Source organism: Azospirillum soli, from assembly GCF_017876165.1.
Classification (GTDB): domain Bacteria; phylum Pseudomonadota; class Alphaproteobacteria; order Azospirillales; family Azospirillaceae; genus Azospirillum; species Azospirillum soli.
Window position 1 is genome coordinate 1 of record NZ_JAGINQ010000044.1, and the last position, 20457, is coordinate 20457.

14 protein-coding genes and 1 pseudogene are annotated in these 20457 nt (G+C 64.8%); 4 read left to right on the top strand and 11 right to left on the bottom strand.

What is annotated here, in order from left to right; all coding sequences use genetic code 11:
- Positions 1 to 261: transposase domain-containing protein (locus J2852_RS30560; protein WP_209882953.1), on the top strand; the 261-nt coding region annotated here is incomplete at its 5' end.
- A 301-nt stretch (positions 262 to 562) separates the two neighbouring features.
- On the opposite strand, the gene J2852_RS30565 is transcribed toward J2852_RS30560, so the two are convergent.
- From J2852_RS30565 to J2852_RS30615, 11 genes are all read right to left on the bottom strand, one after another.
- Positions 563 to 1108 (bottom strand): GNAT family N-acetyltransferase, encoded by a 546-nt coding sequence (locus J2852_RS30565; RefSeq protein ID WP_209882955.1) that lies wholly within the window; start codon positions 1106 to 1108, stop codon positions 563 to 565.
- Positions 1105 to 3006 (bottom strand): hypothetical protein, encoded by a 1902-nt coding sequence (locus tag J2852_RS30570; RefSeq protein WP_209882957.1) that lies wholly within the window; start codon positions 3004 to 3006, stop codon positions 1105 to 1107. Before J2852_RS30570 ends, J2852_RS30565 begins: the two co-directional genes overlap by 4 nt.
- 32 nt (positions 3007 to 3038) lie before the next feature.
- Positions 3039 to 5099: an aminotransferase class III-fold pyridoxal phosphate-dependent enzyme gene (locus J2852_RS30575; RefSeq protein ID WP_209882958.1), complete on the bottom strand. Its 2061-nt coding sequence runs from the start codon at positions 5097 to 5099 to the stop codon at positions 3039 to 3041.
- 21 nt (positions 5100 to 5120) lie between these two features.
- Entirely contained in the window at positions 5121 to 6119 is a 999-nt protein-coding gene (locus J2852_RS30580; RefSeq protein WP_209882960.1) for a Gfo/Idh/MocA family protein, read from the bottom strand.
- Positions 6120 to 6302: 183 nt separating this feature from the next.
- The gene (locus J2852_RS30585; protein WP_209882962.1) at positions 6303 to 7283 is read right to left on the bottom strand and encodes a glycosyltransferase family protein; all 981 of its coding nucleotides are present in this window, start codon (positions 7281 to 7283) and stop codon (positions 6303 to 6305) included.
- A gap of 161 nt (positions 7284 to 7444) precedes the next feature.
- Positions 7445 to 8770, bottom strand: a complete 1326-nt coding sequence (locus J2852_RS30590; protein ID WP_209882964.1) for a DegT/DnrJ/EryC1/StrS family aminotransferase — start codon at positions 8768 to 8770, stop codon at positions 7445 to 7447.
- A complete protein-coding gene (locus J2852_RS30595) occupies positions 8767 to 9813 on the bottom strand; it encodes a Gfo/Idh/MocA family protein (protein ID WP_246500113.1) in 1047 nt (348 codons plus the stop codon). The genes J2852_RS30590 and J2852_RS30595 overlap by 4 nt, the downstream gene beginning before the upstream one ends.
- Entirely contained in the window at positions 9785 to 10522 is a 738-nt protein-coding gene (locus tag J2852_RS30600; protein WP_209882965.1) for a cytidylyltransferase domain-containing protein, read from the bottom strand. Before J2852_RS30600 ends, J2852_RS30595 begins: the two co-directional genes overlap by 29 nt.
- 44 nt (positions 10523 to 10566) lie before the next feature.
- Positions 10567 to 11322: a CatB-related O-acetyltransferase gene (locus J2852_RS30605; protein WP_209882967.1), complete on the bottom strand. Its 756-nt coding sequence runs from the start codon at positions 11320 to 11322 to the stop codon at positions 10567 to 10569.
- 129 nt (positions 11323 to 11451) lie between these two features.
- Positions 11452 to 12444 (bottom strand): class I SAM-dependent methyltransferase, encoded by a 993-nt coding sequence (locus tag J2852_RS30610; protein ID WP_209882968.1) that lies wholly within the window; start codon positions 12442 to 12444, stop codon positions 11452 to 11454.
- Entirely contained in the window at positions 12381 to 14846 is a 2466-nt protein-coding gene (locus J2852_RS30615) for a tetratricopeptide repeat protein (RefSeq protein WP_209882970.1), read from the bottom strand. Before J2852_RS30615 ends, J2852_RS30610 begins: the two co-directional genes overlap by 64 nt.
- 186 nt (positions 14847 to 15032) lie before the next feature.
- On the opposite strand from J2852_RS30615, the gene J2852_RS30620 reads away from it, so the two are divergent.
- The 3 genes and pseudogenes from J2852_RS30620 to istA all read left to right on the top strand — a co-directional run.
- Complete coding sequence (locus J2852_RS30620; RefSeq protein ID WP_209882972.1) at positions 15033 to 16385, top strand: tetratricopeptide repeat protein; 1353 nt, start codon at positions 15033 to 15035, stop codon at positions 16383 to 16385.
- A complete protein-coding gene (locus J2852_RS30625; RefSeq protein ID WP_209882974.1) occupies positions 16382 to 18352 on the top strand; it encodes an O-linked N-acetylglucosamine transferase, SPINDLY family protein in 1971 nt (656 codons plus the stop codon). Before J2852_RS30620 ends, J2852_RS30625 begins: the two co-directional genes overlap by 4 nt.
- A gap of 529 nt (positions 18353 to 18881) precedes the next feature.
- Positions 18882 to 20087, top strand: a pseudogene (gene istA / locus J2852_RS30630) (IS21 family transposase); the annotation flags it as partial.
- Between the last annotated feature and the right edge of the window lie 370 nt (positions 20088 to 20457).

A 20457-nucleotide genomic window follows, 5' to 3' on the forward strand; every position in this document is an offset into this window, starting at 1 on the left:
CTCACGAACAACGCCGCCGAGCGTGGCCTGCGCGGGATCGCTTTGGGCCGGAAGGCTTGGCTGTTCTGCGGTTCCGATCGCGGCGGCCAGAGGGCAGCGGTTCTCTATGGCCTGATCACCACGGCCAAGCTGAACGATGTCGATCCCCAGGCGTGGCTCGCCGACGTTCTGGCGCGCATCAACGACATCCCCCAGACCCGCCTGCGCGAACTCCTGCCCTGGGAATGGAAGGCAATCCGCGAGCAGACGAAAGCTGCCTGACCGCGGCACTCAGCGGATGCTTACGCTGTAGGCTCGGGCCATGCAGCTCCTCCATCCGTCGAGGACGGTGAATCACGCAGCCCAGCCGCCGTAAATTCCTCCTGAATCGGTAACCCCTGAAAGGGCTCTAGCTACGGAGGGCTGCGATGCAAGGCTAATAATCGCAGCAAAAGAGGCTTGGCAAGGATTCCTGCGTGCCCTCCGGGGATCGGCAGTTGAAATGTTTCATTAAGCAGCGGCATCCGCAGCGCGTCCGCCGAGCGGTGCGATATCTTGGCGTCCGCCCCTTAGCAATAGCGCTTCACGGAACTGCAGCGGGCAACAGCTTTTGCAGGATCACGTTGTCCTGCCACTGCCCGTCGCACAGCCAATGGCGGGGGATGCGCCCAACCTCGGAATAGCCAGCCGTCACGAAGGCGCGACGGGAACCTTCGTTTCCGCTGTAGCAGCCGGCGGTCACCTTCTCCAGGCCCAGAACAGTAAAAGCATGCTCGGTTATAAGAGCGATCGCCTCCGTGGCGTAGCCCTTTCCCCATTCTGTCCGGTCACCGATCACAAGGCCCAACTCGGCCCGCCGGTGCCACGGATTGACCGGACCGAGTTTGATGTTGCCGATGTGTTTGCCGTCGTTACGCAAGGTGATACCGCACAGCAGCGAATCGTTCGAGGCGTTGGTTGACGCGATGAAGCGGCGGACGGCCTCCCCGCTGCAGTCGGAAAAGCGGACCTCCAGATGCCGGACTACGTCGGGATCCGTCAGCCACCCCAAATAAGCCGGCCCAACGTCATTGTCCGTCAGTGCACGAAGGACGAGGCGGGGTGAGACGAGCGGCGCCCGGAGGATCACAGCCGATCTCCCGAACCGACCAGAAGTGTCGTCAGCCGGGCGGCCAGAGGTGAATGACGCAGGCGCAGGAACGCCTTGCCGTCGGGATCGGGGCCGGCCCACGCGCAAAGCGCGCCGGCATGCAGAAAGGTCTCCATGCTCCGGTCGGTGGCGGCATTCCAGCCCTCCGACTCCAAAGCCTCAGGCGAAACGGCGGATGAGACGGCCCGCAGGCGAAGCGGCCTGACTTCCCGCCCGCAGTCCTCGCCCGTCATGAGGTATCGGAGCAGCCGCGCAAGCTGCCGCCGGATTCCCGCCGCCTCCATGGCCTGCGCTTTGGCGACCGGCTCGGTGTTCCGGGCGACGTAAAGCCGGTCGTTCACCGCGATGCATGTGGTGTCCTGCAGCACCGCCTCGACCAGCTCCGGCCCGGCCTGTGCCGGCTTGAAGGGATAGAAGCCCATAAAGTCCGACCCCGGCACGACTTCGCTGAAGTCGAAAGAGGTCCGGAAGCGTGATAGAGCGTAGAAACGGAATGCCCGGACGACCGCTTCGAAGGAAGGCGGACGGTCAAGCGCGGCGCGCACCGACTGGAAAAAGGCCTCGACCGTGTCACCGGACCCAATGAAGTCGCCAACCGGGTAAGTCATATTGTCGGTTTCGGAGGCAAGGGTTGGAATACCCATACGCGCGCATTCCAATCCCAGCGTGCTCCAGCTGGTCTGCACTTGGTCCGCCGCTTCGGCGAGGTCATAACTGGAGACCGGATCGGCTGGCCACACCACGGTGACATTGGCAGGAGTCTGCGCCAACTGCGCTTTAAGACGGTGGTAATTGGTGGAGGTCACGCCATCGCGCTTGTTCTTGTCTTCGCGCGGATGGATCCGGATCACCAGTTGGAGGTCGTCCTGACCGGCCACCCAATCGACCAGGGCCCGCAGCCAGTCATGCTGGGTTTCGAACGGGCGCTGCACAGACGGGCGTGCTGGGTTCCCGAACGCAATGTCCAAGGATTTTTGCGACAGGATCTCATCGAACGAGCTTGTGTAGGCCACGATCAGCTTGCGATCAGGCGCAAGCCCCAGGATTTGCCGGATGTTCCCGGCATCGGACTTGCCGGGGGAATACACATGAGAGCCTATTCCCCGCATTCGGTACAGGATGTCGTCGCCAATTCCTTCGATCTCCTGCGCACTGAGCGGTCGGTCTCTCCACTGAGGCCAAGCGTCAATCACCCCGTAGAATTCCCGGCTAGCGGAGTTGCGGCGCACTTCGATCCGTCGGCGGTCGAGATTGAGGTGCGAGCTTTGAGTCAGGATCCGCCAAGACAGCCCGAGCGCCTTCGCCGCCTCGACGACCGTAGTATTCTGGCTGTACTGCTCGAACACCAGAAGGTCGGTGACCCTATGGGTGCGCAACAGATCCTTCATTAAGCGGTAAAGCAGCATGGCGGTGCGGATCTGCTCCCGCAGGATCCCGGCGCCATCCGCATCCAGCGGCTCATCCCACATCAGCTTCTTCAGCAGAATGAGATCCTGATAGCAGTGATAGCCGAACCGGACCCCTTCGTCAGCGAAGTCACGCAGCTCCTGCTCGGGAACGGCATCGACCAGCTGTTTGATCTCCTCGCGCATCGAGTGGGACGCGTGCAGCCGCAGATCGACCATTGGTAGGCGATAGCCAAGGCCGGCCTTCATCAGATTGGTCGTGCAATCGAAGCACGCCTTGGGATGAAGCGCTTGGCCGGCCGGAACACCGTGGCTGTCCTTGATAACACACCGCTCCTCCGCCCCGGCGCAGAGGCTGAGCATCACACTGTGGCCGGCGTTAGCAAGCGTTCGGCCGGCGAAGGCCATCGCCGCCATGTGCGGCGTAAGCAGCGCCTCTGGACAATGGATAAGAATTCGGCGGGCGCTCATGCTCGTTCCAGCATTCTCCGACATGTTGCGTCTTAGCGGACCCGGAACACCGACTCAATGGCGGGTCGGCCAAGCCGCTCCTCCAAAGCACAGGTCTCCAACTCCTCAGCCACTCGGTCGAGCGCCGCGTCGTAAGCAGCGAAGACCCGGGCAGTGTCCACCGCATCGTGGGCATAGCAGACGTTGTGGCTGCCGAGGAGCAAGACCCCATGGGCCAGGAGTTCGGTCACCAGCAGTGTCTTGATCGCCTCCTTGCGCGCCGTCGGCTGGTCCTGAACCGCCAGGATCATCCAGGGCGCCTTCCCGACCAAGCTGAAGACGCCATCGAGCGCTCGGGCCTTGATGCGCTCGCGCACACCGTCCGCCAGGGCCGCCCCAGTGCGCCACAGAGTGTCGATCACCGGTTCTCGGCGCATCTTATCGACCACGGCAATGCCAGCGGCGAGCGACAGCGTTTCGCCACCGAAGGTCCCGGAGAAGAACACCTCCTCCATTTCCCGCATTACGTCGGCACGGCCGACTACAGCGGAAATGGGCATACCGTTGCCCAAGGCCTTGCCGAAGCTAGCAACGTCTGGCGTCACGCCGAAAAGCGCCTGCGCTCCACCGAGATGATAACGGAAACCGGTGATAACCTCGTCGAATACCAGCAGTGCCCCGTTAGCGTTCACCAGGGCCTTCAGTTCGGCGAGGTAGCCTGGAAACGGCTCGACTGCGTTCATCGGCTCCAAGACCAGCGCGGCGATTTCACCCGGATGCTCCTGGAAGGCCCGCCGCACGGCGTCGAGGTCATTGTACGGAACGGCCGACGACAGCTCACGCACGGCTTTCGGCACACCTTTGTGGCGGACCGTCGTTCCGATGTACCAATCCTGCCAGCCGTGATAGCCACACACCAGGATGCGATCCCGCCCAGTAAAGGCACGGGACAGCCGCACCGCGGCCGAGGTCGCATCGGTGCCGTTCTTGCCGAAACGAACCATTTCGGCACAGGGAATGACGTCGACCAGCCGTTCGGCGAGTTCAGCCTCGAGCGTAGTGGCGAGGCTGAAGCTGATGCCGTCGTCCAGTTGTTCGCGGATTGCCCGGTCGACATCGGCATCGCGGTAGCCAAGCACCACCGGCAGCAACCCGCACACCAGATCAACGTACTCGTTGCCATCCACGTCCCAGACGCGGCCGCCTTGGCCATGGGTGAGGAAGAGGGGCGACGCTCCCTCCGGATACTGGATCCGGCTTTTGCTGAAAGTTTGAGAGGCTAGCGGAATGGTCCGCTCGGCCCGCACAACCAGCGTCTGGGACGCGACATAGCCGTTGGAGCGGACCGGAGAGACGCCCGCGGCGATCTCGTCCGCCAAGGATTTCGCAAATCCCTCGTCGCGTTGAGTGCCGGCATTAATCTGTGCCAGTTCCGGCTCCCGGTCCAGGACCGCGAGAACGTCCAGATGCGACGGTGGCCGCCCGGCTGGCAGCCGTTCAGCGACCGCGCGCAGGAAGGCCAAGTCACGCGCGTCGTCGAGTGTCCAGCGATGGCCGGTTAGGCCAGGCAGCGGGCAGGTCAAGTTGCGAACCCGGAACCGGTGGCGGTTGTTGCGCAGGAACGGCGTGACGTGTTCACGCTCCGACGGGCGAACGGCTTCGTGGGAGGCCGTTAGCAGAGCGGCGGCAGTCGCGACCTCACAATCCAGCCCGTCGGGCCAGCTCGCCGGATCCTGGTTGGTGGCGTAGTCCGCCCCGGTTCGCGTCAGCAGGGCCAAGACCTGACCGCAAACCACCGGATCGAGGAAGGGGCAATCGCCAGTCAGGCGCAAGACCACATCGGCCCTCTCCGCCTCGATCGCCAAGGCATAGCGAGCCAGAACATCCTGTTCGGGGCCGCGATGGCAGGAAACCCCTTGGGACGCGCACCATTCAGCCACGGCGTCATCGCCGGGAGCCGTCGATGTGGCAACTGCGACAGTGTCCACTCCGGGGATCGCGGCGGCGGCCCGGACCACCCAGCCGAGCGCCGGAAGGCCGGCAAGGTCGGCAAAAATCTTGTTGGGCAGGCGCGTAGAACCGACTCGGGCCTGAATGATGGCGACAGTTTTCATCGGGTTGCCGATCCAGCGAGTTTAGATCTCAGGTGAGGGGGGCGGGGAGGTGCTGGGTAACGCGGCCAGGGCACGGGCGGCGATCACTTGTTTCAGGACCATCAGGGCTTCAAGGCCTTCGCAGGTCGGATATGCTCTGCCTGCGACGCAGTCCAGGAATTCCGTCATCTCGGAGATGTAGTCTTCATCCGGGATGCCGGGAAAACCAATGTCGTCCACCAAATCGCCGGCAATGTTCCACCGGCGGAACTGGCGGGTGTTCAGATTGATTTCCAGCAGGCCTTCCGTCCCGGCAATCTCGGTGACGCGGCGGCGGGGGCGCGTCACGTAATCGAGATGCAGCGCCGAGCGGACACCGCTGTCGTGCGCCAGAATGACGTCAGCGCAGTCTTCCGAAGCGATTTCGAGCAAACCCGACCGTCGCGCCGCAGCGGCAAGGGTGCGCCCCGGACCCAGAAGATGGATTGCCAAATCAAACTCGTGGATGATGTCGAACAGCACCCCGCCAGTTTCGGCCGCCGCAGTGTAGCCTGCACGATAGTCCTGGTGCGGTCGCCAAGCCGGAAGATAGGAGGCGCAGATCAGTCGCGCCCATAGCGGGTGGCCGAGCTTTCCTTCCAAAAGGCAAGCCCGTGCGGCGCGAACCGCGGGATGGAAACGAAGATTCAGGGCGGCGGCGACGATGACCCCTTGGGCATCAGCGTCCTTCAGAAGCCGCGCGCAGGCGTCCGCATTGTGCGCTAGGGGCTTTTCGACCAGCACCGGCAGCCGTCGCGCCACCGCATCGGCAAGGTCAGCCAAGTGAAACGCGTTTGGGCTGGCGACAACGACGGCCCGCGCCTCGTCCAGCACGGCCGTGCGATCATCCATCGCGCGCCCACCCAGCGCCTGCAGAGCGCCACGCCTCTCCGGATCAGGGTCGAACCCAACCACCGATTGTCCCAGGCCGAGCAGGTTGCGGGCATGGCGAAGTCCGATCGAGCCGAGCCCGAGTACGGCGACGGGGCGCTCGCGCCCCATCACATGGCCTCCGCGCCAGGAACCGACATTTCCCGTGCCGTTCGAAAGCTTGCATGGCTGACGAGCGATTCTGCGCCGAATGCATTGTGTTGGCCGTCAAGAACAGTGCGCATGGCTGTGGAAACCATTTGAAATCCAAGCTTTACGGAAGACGGTCGCCGCTGCGCCAAAAGACGCCGAGTATTAGCATGCACCCGGAGGCGCAACAAGCATGACAGGACGACACTGGGGTCCCCTTGAGACTCCGGCCATCTCCTCCTTAAGGGCCCGCATCAGCCGGTCGCCTGCGTTCCCCGGCATAGCAAGCCCACCGGCCGGGATCGGCTCCCCTGCCGGAGCGGATGAGGTCACGCGTGCCAAAAAGCTTCTCAAGCATTCCGGCAACCGGGTGGCTTCCGTCACGGTGGCTATCCCGGGAAGCCGGTCTACCGCCGGATTGACGATGCGGGTTCGGTCAAGTTGAAGGGATAGGGCCGGAATCCCCAAAAGCGCGGCTTCGATCAACACCATCGTGGTCATGCCGATCACCCCGTCGGCCATCGCTAGTAGGGCTTCCGGATCCTCGTTGGTCAGGCGTCCCTCGATCCACGCGCCGAGGCGCTTGCGGTAGCGCTCCGTCACTTCCGGCCCTTCCTTGGGATGCGGCCGCACGAGCAGTTCCATCCCGACGCCCGGCGGGAGGGCCGCGAAAAAAGCATCAAGGCTGGTGAACTGGTCGTAACCAGGATATTCGGGACCGGTGTGGAATTCGGCGGTGGGTTCGGAAAAGAAAATCAGCAGAGGTCTCGAGGACGGCGTCCGGCCAGCCCGGCGTACCGCCACCCGAGCGACGACGGCCTCCAGATGCGGCTGGCCTACCACATGAACGGTTCCGGAGAAGCCGTGGACCTCCCGAGCCTCTTGGCGGATGGTCTCGTCGATCACGCACAGCGCGTCCGGCTGACTGGTCCGGCCATCGGCGAAGCGCCAGCGTTCCCCCAGGTTGATCCAGGCGTCTAGGACCGCCACGGTCCGGACCGCCACGGTCCGAGCCGCCAGCCACAGGCAGCGGCTGAAATCCGCGTGATAGCTCGTGCCGGTGACGACCAAGTCCGGCGCCAAGTGCCGGAGCCGGGCAATCCAGGCCTCCACCCCACCGCCGTCGTCAGCGTCGATGATCTCCACCGCGGCACCAGCGGCGCACCACCACTGCGCTGAAGGCCCCCCCGCACACAGGGTAACCTCATACCCCCGCTCACGAGCACGCCGGACCGCAGGATCAAGGACGCGGGCCTCCGCGGCGTCGTGCGCCGCGAACAGCAGGCGAGCCGGTGGGTCTGCCGTCATCACGCCGAAGCCTTGGCGTCCAGGTCGCGCAGTGCTTCTAGGTTCTCGGCCACCTTGTGGAACGCACGGGCCACGTCGGCGATGTCCTCGGCGGTCATCGGCGGCCGCATCAGTTCGTGGGTGATGACGGTGGCGTGTGCTTCCTCGGCGTTGGGGCAAATGCCGGGACTGTAGTCGACGGTGCCGCCGTGATGGCCGCAGGTGAAGGGACAGCCGCGTGTGCCATAGGCGATCTTGCGCTGATAGATCGGTTGCAGGTAGAGCGGTCGGACATAGCCTTCGCCGATCAACGGGCCCTCAGCGTCCCGCAGTTCGGAGTGGGGAAGTTCCGCCTTCAATGCCTTCACGAAAGTCGCGCGGGACACGCCGGTGGCGGCGGCGTCGTAGCGGAGAGTGTGCAGGTAGTACACGTGCGTGTTGCCGGGTAGCACCGTCGGCATGGAAAGCCCTGGCACCCCGGCGAGCTGGGCTTCAAGCGCCTGGACGTTGGCCTGCCGCGCCGCAATCAGCTCTGGCCCTTTGGCAAGTTGATGGCGGCCGATGGCAGCCTCCATCTCGCCCAGGCGAAAATTGAAGCCGATCATGTTCACGATGTCTTGAACGCCTTTGCGCTCGACCACCGCTTCCGCATGGTTGCGGATAAGCTGCACCCGTTCGGCGAAGCGCTCATCGTTGGTCACAACCACTCCACCTTCGCCGGTATGGATGTGCTTGTGGTAGTTAAGGCTAAACACACCCATATGCCCGATGGTGCCCACCGGCCGCCCCTTGTAGGTGGCGAAGGGAGCTTGGGCGCAATCCTCGATTACGGTCAATCCATGCTCGGCCGCGAGTTCCATAATCGGGTCCATGTCGGCGGCCTGCCCGAAGATGTGAACGGCCAGGATCGCCTTGGTCCGCGGGGTGATCCGAGCGCGGATGCTCGCAATGTCTAGTCCATAGCCGACCGGATCGATGTCGGCGAACACGGGAACGGCGTTGAACACCACCGGCGCGATGGCGGAGGCCGACATGGTGTAGGGCGAAACAATGACCTCGTCCCCTGGGCCGACGCCAGCCGCACCGATCGCGCAATAGAGACCGCTCGTATTGGAGTTCACCGTGACCGCATGGTGGGCCTGGAAACAGGCCGCCCATTCGGATTCAAAGGCCTGCACCTGAGGACCGCCAAAGAAATCCTCGTGCCAGGTACCCAGGAAACGGGACAGGATGCCGCTTTCCAACACCTTGGTCACGGCTTCGATCTCGGAGGCGCCTATCACGCGATAAGCGGGAAAGGGGTGGGTGCGAACGGGCGTGCCGCCCAGCAATGCGAGAGTGCTCACGGTTCGATCTCGATCTTGGGGGCTAAACAGGACAGGCGGATCAGTTCGGTTGCAGTCTCTTGAGCCGACAGCGCAGTATCCGCAGTGCTGAGCTGAGGCGCGCCTTCGCGCAGGACGCTCTCCACTCCAGCAATGGCATGGGCCAAAGCGTGCCCATAGCCGGTGTGCCGGATCTCACCGTCGTCCAGCGTGCGGTAGCCGGCGAAGCGGGGATCGGAGCGGACGCGGCGGCGGCGCACTCGGAACCCGCCATCCTCGATTTGGACGCGGCCTTTCTCGAAAACCAGATCCAACTCCAGCAAGCTGTATTTTCGACAATCCGTGCCGACCAGCCGCACCGGAGCGCCGTCAGCGTTTTCCAAGAGGCCGTCCAGGGTGGGATCGGCGGTATCCCGGTCGATGATCGGACGGGATGCCGCGCGCGGCGTCAGCGACCCCAACAGGAACTGGAGGAGGTCGATGATATGGCTCCCGTTATTCAGGATGCCCTTCCCGTAGAAGGCCGTTGCTGCCTGCAGAGTGCCCCATGCACCATCTGCGATTTCCTGCCGCAGAACGGCCATTTCCGGGTCCCAGCGACGCGGGTGATTGACCATCAGCGGCCGGCCGGCAGCGGCGTAGGCAGCGGCAAGACGGCGTCCGCTGTCCAAGTCGGCGGTCAGAGGCTTTTCGCAGAACACCGCGCGAACCGGCATTGTCAGCAAGGCGGTCAGGACCGCCGCATGGGCGTTGGTTGGAACGCAGACGCTGGCAACATCAAAGGAGCGGTCCTGGCACGCGTCGAGATCGGCGAAGCCTTCCGCGACTCCCCAGCGTTCCATGAAAGTTGCCCGCCGCACTGGATCCGGCTCGACACAGCCGGCCAACCGGAAACCGCCATGGTGAAGGTACGCCTTGGCATGGCTCAAGATCAGGCCGTCGTTTGCCTCATCCACCGGACGATCGGAATCGTATCCCCCGGCGATTGCACCGCACCCGATGATCAGGACCGACAGCGGAACGGTGGAGACGGGCTTACAAAGGCTTGCGCTGGACATGGCCATTGATGGCGCGCAAGGCCGGCTCGTCACGGATCAGGCCCAGGATGTCGGCCAGGGTAAAAGCCGGATGGCGCGGGTAAAGCCGCTCGAACAAAAGGGAGAGGAGCCGGTCGTCCTCCGGGGTATCGAGCGTGAGCCGCAGATCCGGATCGGTCAGCTCGGGCGGTGCCACGACATCGCGCAGCCGGTACAGTTCCGGATGGCGATAGATGAACAAGCTGACATGCTCATGGTCGCTGGGATCATCGGTACGACGCGCCACGTCGGCGAGGACGTCGGTGGCGAAGACCTGGGTCTCCATACCGATAGGATAGTCCCGGACCAGGAAGTTGGAAACGTAGTCGGCCCCGCCTGCGCGGTAGCTGGCGATGCACTGTTCCACGATATCCGGATCGATCACCGGGCAATCGCCCGTAGTCTCTACAATCACGTCGACAGCGTGGGCTTTCGCCGCCTCCAGAACACGGGTTAGCACATCCTCCTCACTGCCCCGGTACCAGCCCACTCCCAACCGCTCAGCGAGTTCTACGACCGGATCGTCGGTGGCGTTTGTCGTCGTCGCAATGACGATCCCGTCCAGCGAGGGAACCCGCTTCAGCCGTTCGACCATCAGCTCTAGATAGGGTTTGCCGACGGCCGGACGGAGTACTTTCCCGGGCAGCCGGGTCGACGTCATCCTGGCTTCGATCGTAGCGACGATGCGTGGGCTCATGGGTGGCATGTCCGTTGTGAACGCGCAGGACGGCGAAAAGCCGTTCAGCCGGCAAGCGTGGAAAGCTTATACCGTCCGTCGGGGGTCTGATCCAGGGAATAGGTTTTCGGTCGTAGAGGCTGCACCGTCCCGTCGGCGACCATTGCTTCAAGCCGGTCAAGCACTGCCGGAACATTGGCGTAATCCACCTGGTTCCGAAGAGCAGACAGGTCCAGCGTCCACCAGCGCAACGCCATGAAGCGCTCGACAATCGCTGTGGCAAACCGCTGCCGAATCGGGCGGGCTGGCACGCCGCCCATTACCATATAAGGGGCAACGTCCTTCGTCACTACTGACCCGGCTCCGATGATAGCGCCGTCGCCGATTGTGACACCGGCCCGCACGATTACGTTCTGCCCAAGCCACACATCGTTGCCCAGACGCACCGGCCCTGCGCCGTGCCCTTCCTCACGGCCATGAAAAACACGAACATCGCTGACCAGACTTGTCCACTCTGGATATCGCAGGAACGGCCTAAAATCATGTCCTCCATAGACAAATCCATGTGAACTAAACCAATCCACAGGATGGTCGGCAATGCCAAGGACGCAATTCATCGCCAGATTGCAGTACCTCCCAATCTCAACCGTGTTCAATATGCAGCGATCATTGACTATAGAAAAAGCCCCGATACAGTTATTGCCCGATAAAAACCCAAATGACTGAGCAGGCCGTTCAAAAACAAGCCGATCACCAAAATGCAGACCGCGAACGACAATACCGATATTAGCCAACTGCTCGATCAGGCTTGGTTCCGACATCGGGCTTCCTCATGGTTTTTGATAACGTTACGGGCGCATAACGCAGAAGCAATCCGTGCCTCTTTCAGAATGGTTCTCAAGAAATTTTGATTCTTGGACGCTGCTGCAAAACAACTATCCAGTTTGAACTCAAATACATTTCCTCAAAACAGCAAGAATCCCATTATTCATGAAGTGTCTCCGACCGGGATGCAGGCGCTCCAATGTGTTTTGAGCATTCTGGATAAGCTTTTCCGGCCCCTGGAAGGGAAAGGTGAGTTGTAATTTCTCCATGGAAAATGAGCTTTGCTGGAAGAACGCAATATAATCTTCGGTGAACAGCCGGTTGATATGAGGTGAATGGTAGACGTAATATACGATTTCGCCGGCCGCCACCGCATCGGTGTGGTCGAGAAGATAGCGGAACAACTCCGGCGGTCGCATGGTCAGATGGCCCCAGCGCGGGATCGGCGAGTTGCTGAAGTCGAACAGGTTGCCGCGGCTGTCGGCGATCTTCGGCAGATGGTGGCCGTCATGGGCCGACCAAACCGGCGAATACATGGTGAAGACCGCGCCGCCTGGTCGTAGAGCCTGAAACATGGTCTCCAGCGCCCGAGGCATGCGGTCGATATGCTCGAAGGCCGCGATGGAGAAGATCACGTCGAACTGGCCATGCAAACTGGACGGCAGATTCTCGATGCGGCCATGCAGCACAGCATGGGGGCCGAGGGAATCGATGGTCTTGACCTCGGCCACTGGGGCGGTCGGCGCCATGCCGGGTGGCGTGCCTTGCTGGTGTCCGGTCGCTGTGGACTCCCGCCAGTAATCCATCTCCTCGATCGATACCCAGCGCCGGGCGCCCAGTTCCTCCAGCACGAAACGCGCCGGCAAGCTCCCGCCCACCTCCAGCACGTCCTTGTCCTTCAACCCGACGAGCGCCTCCGCGCTCAACGCATAGGGAACGTGATAGCTAAGCCCGAAAGCCGTCTGAAGTGCTTTGATGCGATCAGCATCCATCGTCGTCTTGCTCTCGGTGGTGAACGGCCAAGCCGCGAAATATCGGCGCAACGGCCCTGCTTTTACCGGCCGGCCATGGCATCGTCCACGCAAATCCCCGGCGCCTGTCGGCACCACCGTCGCCATTGCTCTCTCAACGCCTTCTCCAGAGCGCGCGCAAACCTTAGGCCATCGAGCAGGGGAGAGCGCCGCATCCGTTCCCGCATGCCGGCACGCAGCGTTTCGAGCCGGACCGGATCACGGCTCAACTGGGCGATGGTGTCCACATAGGCATCGGCGTTGTCGACGATCAACTCCGGCAAACCGAGCAGGTCGAGGAAGTGGGCGCTTTGCCGACCGGCGGGCAGGTCGTTCGGCCAAGCGACCATCGGCACCCCCATCCACAGCGCTTCGCAACTCGTCAGGCCGCCGGAGAACGGGCGCGGATCGAGGGCGACGTCAATGTCGGCATATTCCGCCAGCATGGCCGCGTGGGACGACCATCCGCGCAGGTCGAGCCTAGCGGGATCGGTACCGGCCGAAGCGAAGCGGTCCCGGACACGGTCTCGCACCAGGAGATCGCCCAAGGGGCGCGCCTTCAGGATCAACCGGGACCCGGGAACCGCCGCCAGCACCCGCGCCCACAGCGCCACCGTCTCCGGCGACAGCTTGGCCAACGTGTTGAAGGAGCCGAAGGTTACGCGCCCTCCGGCCTGAAGCGAAGGCGGCGGCTTCACGGGCGGCGCCTCGTCCGGCGGTCGGTAGCAAAAGCGGCCGTGCGGCAGCGCCAGCAGCCTTTCCTCAAACCAATCCGCCGCCGTCTCCGGGATTTCCAGCCCGCCGCCGATGATGGCGTCCATGGCCGCCATTCCGGTGGTGTGCGGATAGCCCAGCCACGTCACTTGAACCGGCGCCGGGCGGCGGGCGAAGACGGGCAGACGATGATCGGCCGTATGCCCGGACAGATCAATCAGGATGTCGATAGCGTCGGCGCGGATCAGGGCCGCCATCGCCTCGTCCGCAAGGGCATCCACCCAGCGCCATCCGGCGGCATGGCGCATCAGCTCCCGGGTCATGGGATCGGCGGCCGAGCGATCTTCCGGTTGGTTGGCGTAACAGGTCACGGTCATCCGCTCACGGTCGTGGGCCGCGAGGAAGGGCGCCAGGAAATATCCCACCGGATGCCGCTTCAGATCGGCCGACACGATGCCGACCCGCAGGGGGCGCTCGGGATCGGAGGCGTTCGGGAAAACCGGGGCTGCCGGCGCCAGGGCCGCCGCGTGCCGGTCGTGCCAGAGGCGGTGTTCGGCACGCCGCACCGCCGGAGGCACCCCGGACTGATACTGACGGGCGAACAGCAGGCTGCTGTGCGCCTTGTAGGAAGCCGGATTGACGGTGAGAGCACGGCGTAGCCAGGGGACCGCCGCATAGACCCGCCCCTCATCCACCAGAGCGATGGCGTTGTTGGTGAGCAGGCCGGGGTCGGCGGGGGCCAAGGCCAAGGCGGTGTGGAACAGCGCCTCGCCCCGGCTGTGCCGCCCCACCGCCACCGCCGCGAAGGCGAGCTGCCCGCGGTGGCCGGCGTCGTCCGGCTGAAGCCATACCGCTTGGTGGAGCGCGCGCAGGGCCGTGGGCCAATCGCCCGCCGCCCGAGCGGCATCGCCGACGCGGCGCCAAAGATGGGCCGGGTTCACTGCATTGGACGGGCGGCGGATCACGTCCAGCACCGCCGGTACCGCGCGCCATTGACCAAGGTCGAGCAAGGCGGTCCCCAGCCCGAGAGCCGCTTCCGGCAGGCCGGGATCGACGGTCAGGGCGGCGCGGAAGGCCTGCCGCGCGCCGTCCGGCATGTTCAGCCGCAGCAGGGCGTTGCCCCGGTTGACCAGCGCCGCCGTCTGTCCCGGATCGAGGAGGATGGCCCGGCCGCTCGCCGTTGCTGCATCCGCCGCCTTTGCCGCACCCCCGTCCGAGAGGATCAGGCCAAGCAAGGTCCACAGATCTGCCCGTTCCGGAATTCGTTCCACAAACCCGCGGCAAGCCGCCTCTGCGTCGTCGAGGCGACCCTGCCGCCGGAGGGAGTCCGCCAGGATGACGGGCAATTCCGGCCGGTCCTGCCCGAGGGCGAGGGCGCGCCGGGCCGCCGTGGCCGCGGCCTCATGCGAACCCTGCTGGTAGAGCAGCCGCGCGCGCAGGGTGTGGGCGCCGGGCAGAGCCGGAGCGAGGGCGAGTGCCACCGCGCCGTCCGACAGGGCTTGGCCGGGCTGCCCGCACAGAAGCCACAGGGCGGCTCGGTTGGCCCTGGCTTCCGCATAGTCGGGCCGGAGCACCAGCGCCCGGACGAACCGTCGCTCCGCCCGCTCCCAATCACCACCCAACTGATGGACGAGCGCCTGCATCATCGCGCCGTCCGCCGTTGCGGGCGCCAGGACCGTCAGAATGGCGCAGGACCGCCCGGCCTCAGCCAGCCGGAGGTTCCGCAGATGGCCCTGGATATCTCGCCGGATGCTGTCAAGGATCCCTGCGAGGCCGGTGTCGTTGGTGTGCATCATGCGAAATTCGAACGGGCAAAGGAAGCCGGGAGAACACCGGGTAAAATCCGGTTGATATGCCTACGCGCGTGGGCGTATATCACCCTTTCTCATCCTGGATGGCAACAATTCGACCGGACTGTTGGGCAAGGACGGTGAGGGCTTCGACTTTCTTTACTTCCGTTCTGGAAAAGAGACAGAGCCACCTTGTCTTCTGACAACATCACCCACCCGGACGATGCCTATGCCCTGGCGCGGCGCCATTTCGATGCCGGGAATCCGGGGGAAGCGGCCCGGATCTGCCACGCCATCGTCGAGCGTCATCCCCGCCACGGGCGGAGCCTGCAACTTCTGGGAACGCTGGCCCACCGCAAGGAACGGTTCGGGTTGGCCGTGGATTTCTTTCGCCATGCCCTGGCCGCCATGCCCCACGACGCCGGGATCCGCAACAATCTTGCCACGGCACTGAAGGATTGGGGGCGCCTGGAGGCTGCCGAAGAGCATTTCCGCACGCTGTTGGCCGAGGCTCCCGGCTTGCTGGCCGGCTACTACAACTACGCCAACCTGCTCCAGCGCTTGCAGCACTTCGGCCAAGCCATCGACGGCTACCGACGGGCCGTGGCGATCGACCCGGATTGCGTGGAAGCGCACTGGAACCTTGCCCTGAACCTGCTACGCGCCGGCCGCTTCGATGAGGCTTGGGCGGAGTACGAATGGCGGTGGCGACGGCCAGGAACCCCAGTGGAGCACCGCGGAGCGCCGCTCTGGGACGGTGGCCCTCTGCACGGCCGGACGCTGCTGCTGGTGTGTGAGCAAGGGCTGGGCGATACGCTGCAGTTCCTGCGCTATGTGCCGTTCCCAAAGGAACCGGGCGGGCCGGTGATCCTGCGCTGCCAAGCCGAACTGATGCGGTTGCTGGAGGGCCATCCCGGCATCGACCGCATCGTGGCGACCCAGGACCCGCTGCCGCCTTTTGATGTGCAGTCGTCGTTGATGAGCTTGCCCGGGCTGTTCGGCACCACGGTCGGGAGCATCCCGGACGCCGTGCCCTATCTGCGGGTGCCGGAGGGAAGGCCGGAACTGCCGGAAGGTGGTTTCCGCGTCGGGCTGGTCTGGGGCAGTTCCCCGACCGATCCGTCGCGAAGCTGCCCGCTCGCGGCGCTGACGCGCCTGGGCCGTATCGCAGATCTGCGGGTCTTCAGCCTGCAGAAGGGGCCACACGCAGGCCAACTGGCCGAAACGCCCTGCACCGGCTTCATCACCGATCTGTCGGAGCGGATCGGCGACATGGCCGACACCGCCGCCTTCCTTGAGGAGATGGATCTGGTGGTGACGGTGGACACGTCGGTGGCGCATCTGGCGGGCGCGCTCGGCCGACCGACCTGGATTCTGCTGCCGCATCTAGCGGATTGGCGATGGCTGCTCGACCGCGATGACAGTCCGTGGTACCCGACGGCACGCCTGTTCCGGCAAACGGCTCCCGGTGACTGGGACGGTGTGGCGGCACGGCTGGAAGAAGCACTGGTCCGGCATGTCCAGGCCTGGAGGAGCAATCCATGAACCCGCAAGCCCCCGCTGGAACGACTACTGCCCTGCTGCGGCGCGCAACGCTGTCTCAGCGGCAGAACCGGATGGACGAGGCGGCCCGAGCATTGCGCGCCGCTCTTGCCGGGGCGCCCGACGACGCCGATGTCCAGTTCGCCATCGGCAATTTCCTGTTCGCGCGGGGGCAAGTAAACGCGGCCATCATTCAGTTCCGGCGCACCATTGCGGTCGATCCGGGATTTGCGCGAGTCTATCACAACCTCGCCATCCTTCTGAAAAAGCAGGGGCGTACGCCGCAGGTGGCCACTTGCCTCTCCCACGCCATCCGCCTCGATCCCACCCTGGCCAGCAGCCAGACGGCATTGGGCGACGCGCGTATCGCGCTGGGTGACCGTACAGGAGCGCTGGAGCCCTTGCGGCGCGCGGCTCTTCTGCAACCAGCCGAGGCGCGGGCCTGGCTGATGCTCGGCTTTCTCGCCAAGGGGCAGGACGATCCGGAGCGCGCCGCCACCTGCTTCGCCCGCGCGGCGGCGCTTGCCCCCTCCGACATCGTGGCGCGGCTGGGGCTGTGCATGGCCCGCCTGCCCACCTTGTACGATCGAAGCGAGGACATCGAGCTGGCCCGCCAACGCTACGCCGTGGACCTGGAAGCCCTTGTCGCGTCGGTGCGGCTGGACGACCCGGCGGTGGTCGCGGCGGCGGCGGACGCCGTCGGCAGTTTCCAGCCCTACTACCTCGCCTATCAGGAGCAGTGCGACCGTCCCCTTCAGGAGCTGTACGGCCGCTTCGTCGCCGGCGTGATGGCCGCGCGCCATCCGCAATGGGCGGCGCGCCCGGCCATGCCGCCCGTGACGCCCGGGGAGCCCCTGCGGGTCGGCATCGCGTCGGGCTTCTTCCGTTGGCACACCATCTGGAAGCTGATGATCCGGGGCTGGCTGGACGGGTTGGATGCGGCGCGGATCCGGTTGTACGGCTATCACACCGCGCCGGCTCGGGACGAGCACACGGACCGCGCTCGCGCCCGCTTCCACCGCTTTACCGAGGGGCTCCCCTTCGAGGCGATGGCCACTGCCATCCGCGCCGACGACTTGCATGTCCTGATCTATCCGGAGATCGGCATGGACCCGATGACCGCCAAGCTGGCGACGCTGCGGTTGGCGCCGGTGCAGTGTGTCTCCTGGGGACATCCCGACACGACGGGCCTGCCGACCATCGATTGCGTCCTCAGCAGCGACCTGATGGAACCCGAGGACGCGGAGTCCCATTACACCGAGCGGCTGATCCGTCTGCCCGGCCTCGGCATTGCCTACGAACCGCTGAAGGTCACAGCCGAGGCGACCGACTTCGCCGCCTTCGGGGTGCGTCCGTCCGCCACCGTCTACCTGTGTTGCCAATACGTGTCGAAGTACCTGCCCCAGTATGACGACCTGTTCGCACGCATTGCCGGCGCGGTGCCGGACAGCCAGTTCCTGTTCATTAACCCGCGGGCCGACGGGGCCGCCGCGCGTTTGCGGCGGCGGTTGGAGGCTGCCTTTTCCCGGCATAGGCTGGACAGCGGACGCCATGTCGTGATCCTGCCCTATTTGACGCCGGGCCAATACGCCGCCTTGAACCGGCGAGCCGACGTCTATCTGGACAGCGTCGGTTGGTCGGGGGGTAACACGACGCTGGAAGCCGTCGCCGAGGGGCTTCCGGTGGTGACGCTCCCCGGCCGTCTAATGCGCGGCCGTCACAGCAGCGCCATTCTGAGGCAGATCGGCGTGACCGAGACGATCGCCGCCGACCTGGACGAGTATGTGGCGCTCGCCGTCCGCCTCGGCATCGACACGGCATGGCACCGGGCGGTGGTGGCACGGGTGCGGGAGGGCTGCCGGCGCATCCACGAGGACACCCGCCCCCTACGCGCACTGGAAAACGTGCTGGAGCAACTGGTGGCCGATGGGGTGGCGGTGAATGGGGATGGCTGTCCCCCGATTCAGTAGACACCTCTGTTCTCATGTTCGCAGTCAAGGCTTTTGGGTATGCGTGGCCGTCCCTGGTTACGCCCAGACGCTGAAGCTCAGTGGATGCCTATGGCAGGAGGCGGGGCCAAAGACGACGGTTGAGCAAGCTCTCATGCGCGGGTTGGGTACTGCATGACCGTGGTTTCGTCCTGGGGCTGCCTCGGTCTAAGCGGCGAGCGTCGACAACGTCGGCTCATAACAGAGGACGAGGAATCCCCACCGCGCCCCGCCTCCAGCCGTGGGCACCGCTATGACCGGCGAGCGCCGGATCAGACCGCCGGGGTCAGTTGCACCTGCCGAGCAATTGCCCACAGGAAGCCCACCATCTCCCGGGCGATGGCGGTCGTCACCACCACCCGGGCTTTGCCGGTGGCCGCCAGCCGACGAAAGCTGTGTTTCGGCGTGCAAGGCTGACCCCGGCTGCGGGGTAATCGGTTTGCAACATTGACCCCCTGCCTGCTTGGTGGATCAGGCTGCCCGGATCGGAGACGAGACGGGCGGGCGGGGGATGCTGACGGTGGAAACGATCGGGCGGATCCGGCGGGAGTTCTTCGTCAAGGGCAAGGGCATCAAGGAGATCGCCCGCGACCTGCAGATCTCGCGCAACACGGTGCGCAAGGTGTTGCGCTCCGGCGCCACGACCTTCACGTATGAGCGTGAGGTCCAGCCCATGCCCAAGCTCGGGCGCTGGACGGCCGAGTTGGAGGAGATGCTGGCGGGCAATGCCAGCAAGCCGGCGCGCGAGCGGCTGACCCTGATCCACATCTTCGAAACGCTGCGGGAGCGCGGTTACACGGGCGGCTATGACGCCGTTCGCCGCTATGCCCGACGCTGGCGCACCGGGCAGGCCAAGCAGACGATCAACGCTCACGTGCCGCTGACCTTCGCGCCGGGGGAAGCCTACCAGTTCGACTGGAGCCACGAGATCGTTGTGCTGAACGGCACGACGACGCCGGTGAAGGTGGCCCACCTGCGGCTCTGCCACAGCCGCATGATGTGCGTCCGGGCCTACCCGCGCGAGAGCCAGGAGATGGTCTTCGACGCGCACGACCGCGCCTTTGCCTTCTTCCGCGGCACCTGCACCCGCGGCATCTACGACAACATGAAGACCGCTGTCGATGCGGTGTTCGTCGGCAAGGAGCGCGCCTTCAACCGGCGCTTCGCTCAGATGTGCGCCCACCACCTGGTCGAGCCCGTCGCCTGCACACCGGCGGCGGGGTGGGAGAAGGGCCAGGTGGAGAACCAGGTCGGGCTGGTGCGCGAGCGCTTCTTCACGCCGCGGCTGCGGTTCAAGAGCTATGACGAGATGAATGCTTGGCTGCTCGACCGTTGCGTCGCCCACGCCAAGGCCCGCGGCGGCGCCCGGGTCCGCTTCTACACGGCGGTGGATCTGGTGAACCGGCTCGAAGCCGAAGCCCGCGGCGGACGGCAAGGCCGGCTCGCCGACCACCTGGCGCGCCTCGACCTCCTCGTTCTCGACGAACTTGGTTATCTGCCATTCGCCCAGGCGGGCGGGCAGTTGCTGTTCCACCTGATCCTCCGGCGCTACGAGAAGGGGGCGATGCTGGTGACCTCCAACCGCGCCGTGGGGGAATGGGGCAGCGTCTTCGGCGATCCGGTGGTGGCCACCGCCATTCTCGACCGGCTGCTTCACCACAGCCACGTTATCACCATCCGCGGCGACAGCTACCGGCTGCGGGAGAAGCGGCGGGCCGGCCTGCTCAAGACGAATCCGGCCCCGGCGGTCACCGAGAACACGCTATGACGTTCGAGGGTCCAGTTCCTCGTGTCGTCCCCGGTCCAGTTCCTGAAGTCGTTTGACACGCGCAACGGATGCTTGGCCGGAACCCGCTCCTCCAGCGACACGTAGCTGAACATCGAGCCTTGATGCGATTGCCGTCCGCGCATCCCCGTGCCCCCGCCTGACCGCCGTCAGGGCAGCGAATCACAATCGTGCCGCGCCGGAAAGAACGTTTTTCAGCAGCCTGTTAATACTACTGTGTCATAAGTTTGGTTTCTGAAGAGGGCAGGCCTGAAGGCAGCACGGGCATCTTGGCAGTCGGCGGGCCAAACGGACGGCGATC

What these genes read in the sequence shown, in the direction of transcription:
- J2852_RS30570 (WP_209882957.1), bottom strand. Translation starts at nt 3,006, where the DNA reads ATGAGCGCCCGCCGAATTCTTATCCATTGTCCAGAGGCGCTGCTTACG.
- J2852_RS30575 (WP_209882958.1), bottom strand. Translation starts at nt 5,099, where the DNA reads ATGAAAACTGTCGCCATCATTCAGGCCCGAGTCGGTTCTACGCGCCTG.
- J2852_RS30580 (WP_209882960.1), bottom strand. Translation starts at nt 6,119, where the DNA reads ATGGGGCGCGAGCGCCCCGTCGCCGTACTCGGGCTCGGCTCGATCGGA.
- J2852_RS30595 (WP_246500113.1), bottom strand. Translation starts at nt 9,813, where the DNA reads ATGGCCATGTCCAGCGCAAGCCTTTGTAAGCCCGTCTCCACCGTTCCG.
- J2852_RS30600 (WP_209882965.1), bottom strand. Translation starts at nt 10,522, where the DNA reads ATGAGCCCACGCATCGTCGCTACGATCGAAGCCAGGATGACGTCGACC.
- J2852_RS30605 (WP_209882967.1), bottom strand. Translation starts at nt 11,322, where the DNA reads ATGTCGGAACCAAGCCTGATCGAGCAGTTGGCTAATATCGGTATTGTC.
- J2852_RS30610 (WP_209882968.1), bottom strand. Translation starts at nt 12,444, where the DNA reads ATGGCGACGGTGGTGCCGACAGGCGCCGGGGATTTGCGTGGACGATGC.
- J2852_RS30615 (WP_209882970.1), bottom strand. Translation starts at nt 14,846, where the DNA reads ATGATGCACACCAACGACACCGGCCTCGCAGGGATCCTTGACAGCATC.
- J2852_RS30625 (WP_209882974.1), top strand. Translation starts at nt 16,382, where the DNA reads ATGAACCCGCAAGCCCCCGCTGGAACGACTACTGCCCTGCTGCGGCGC.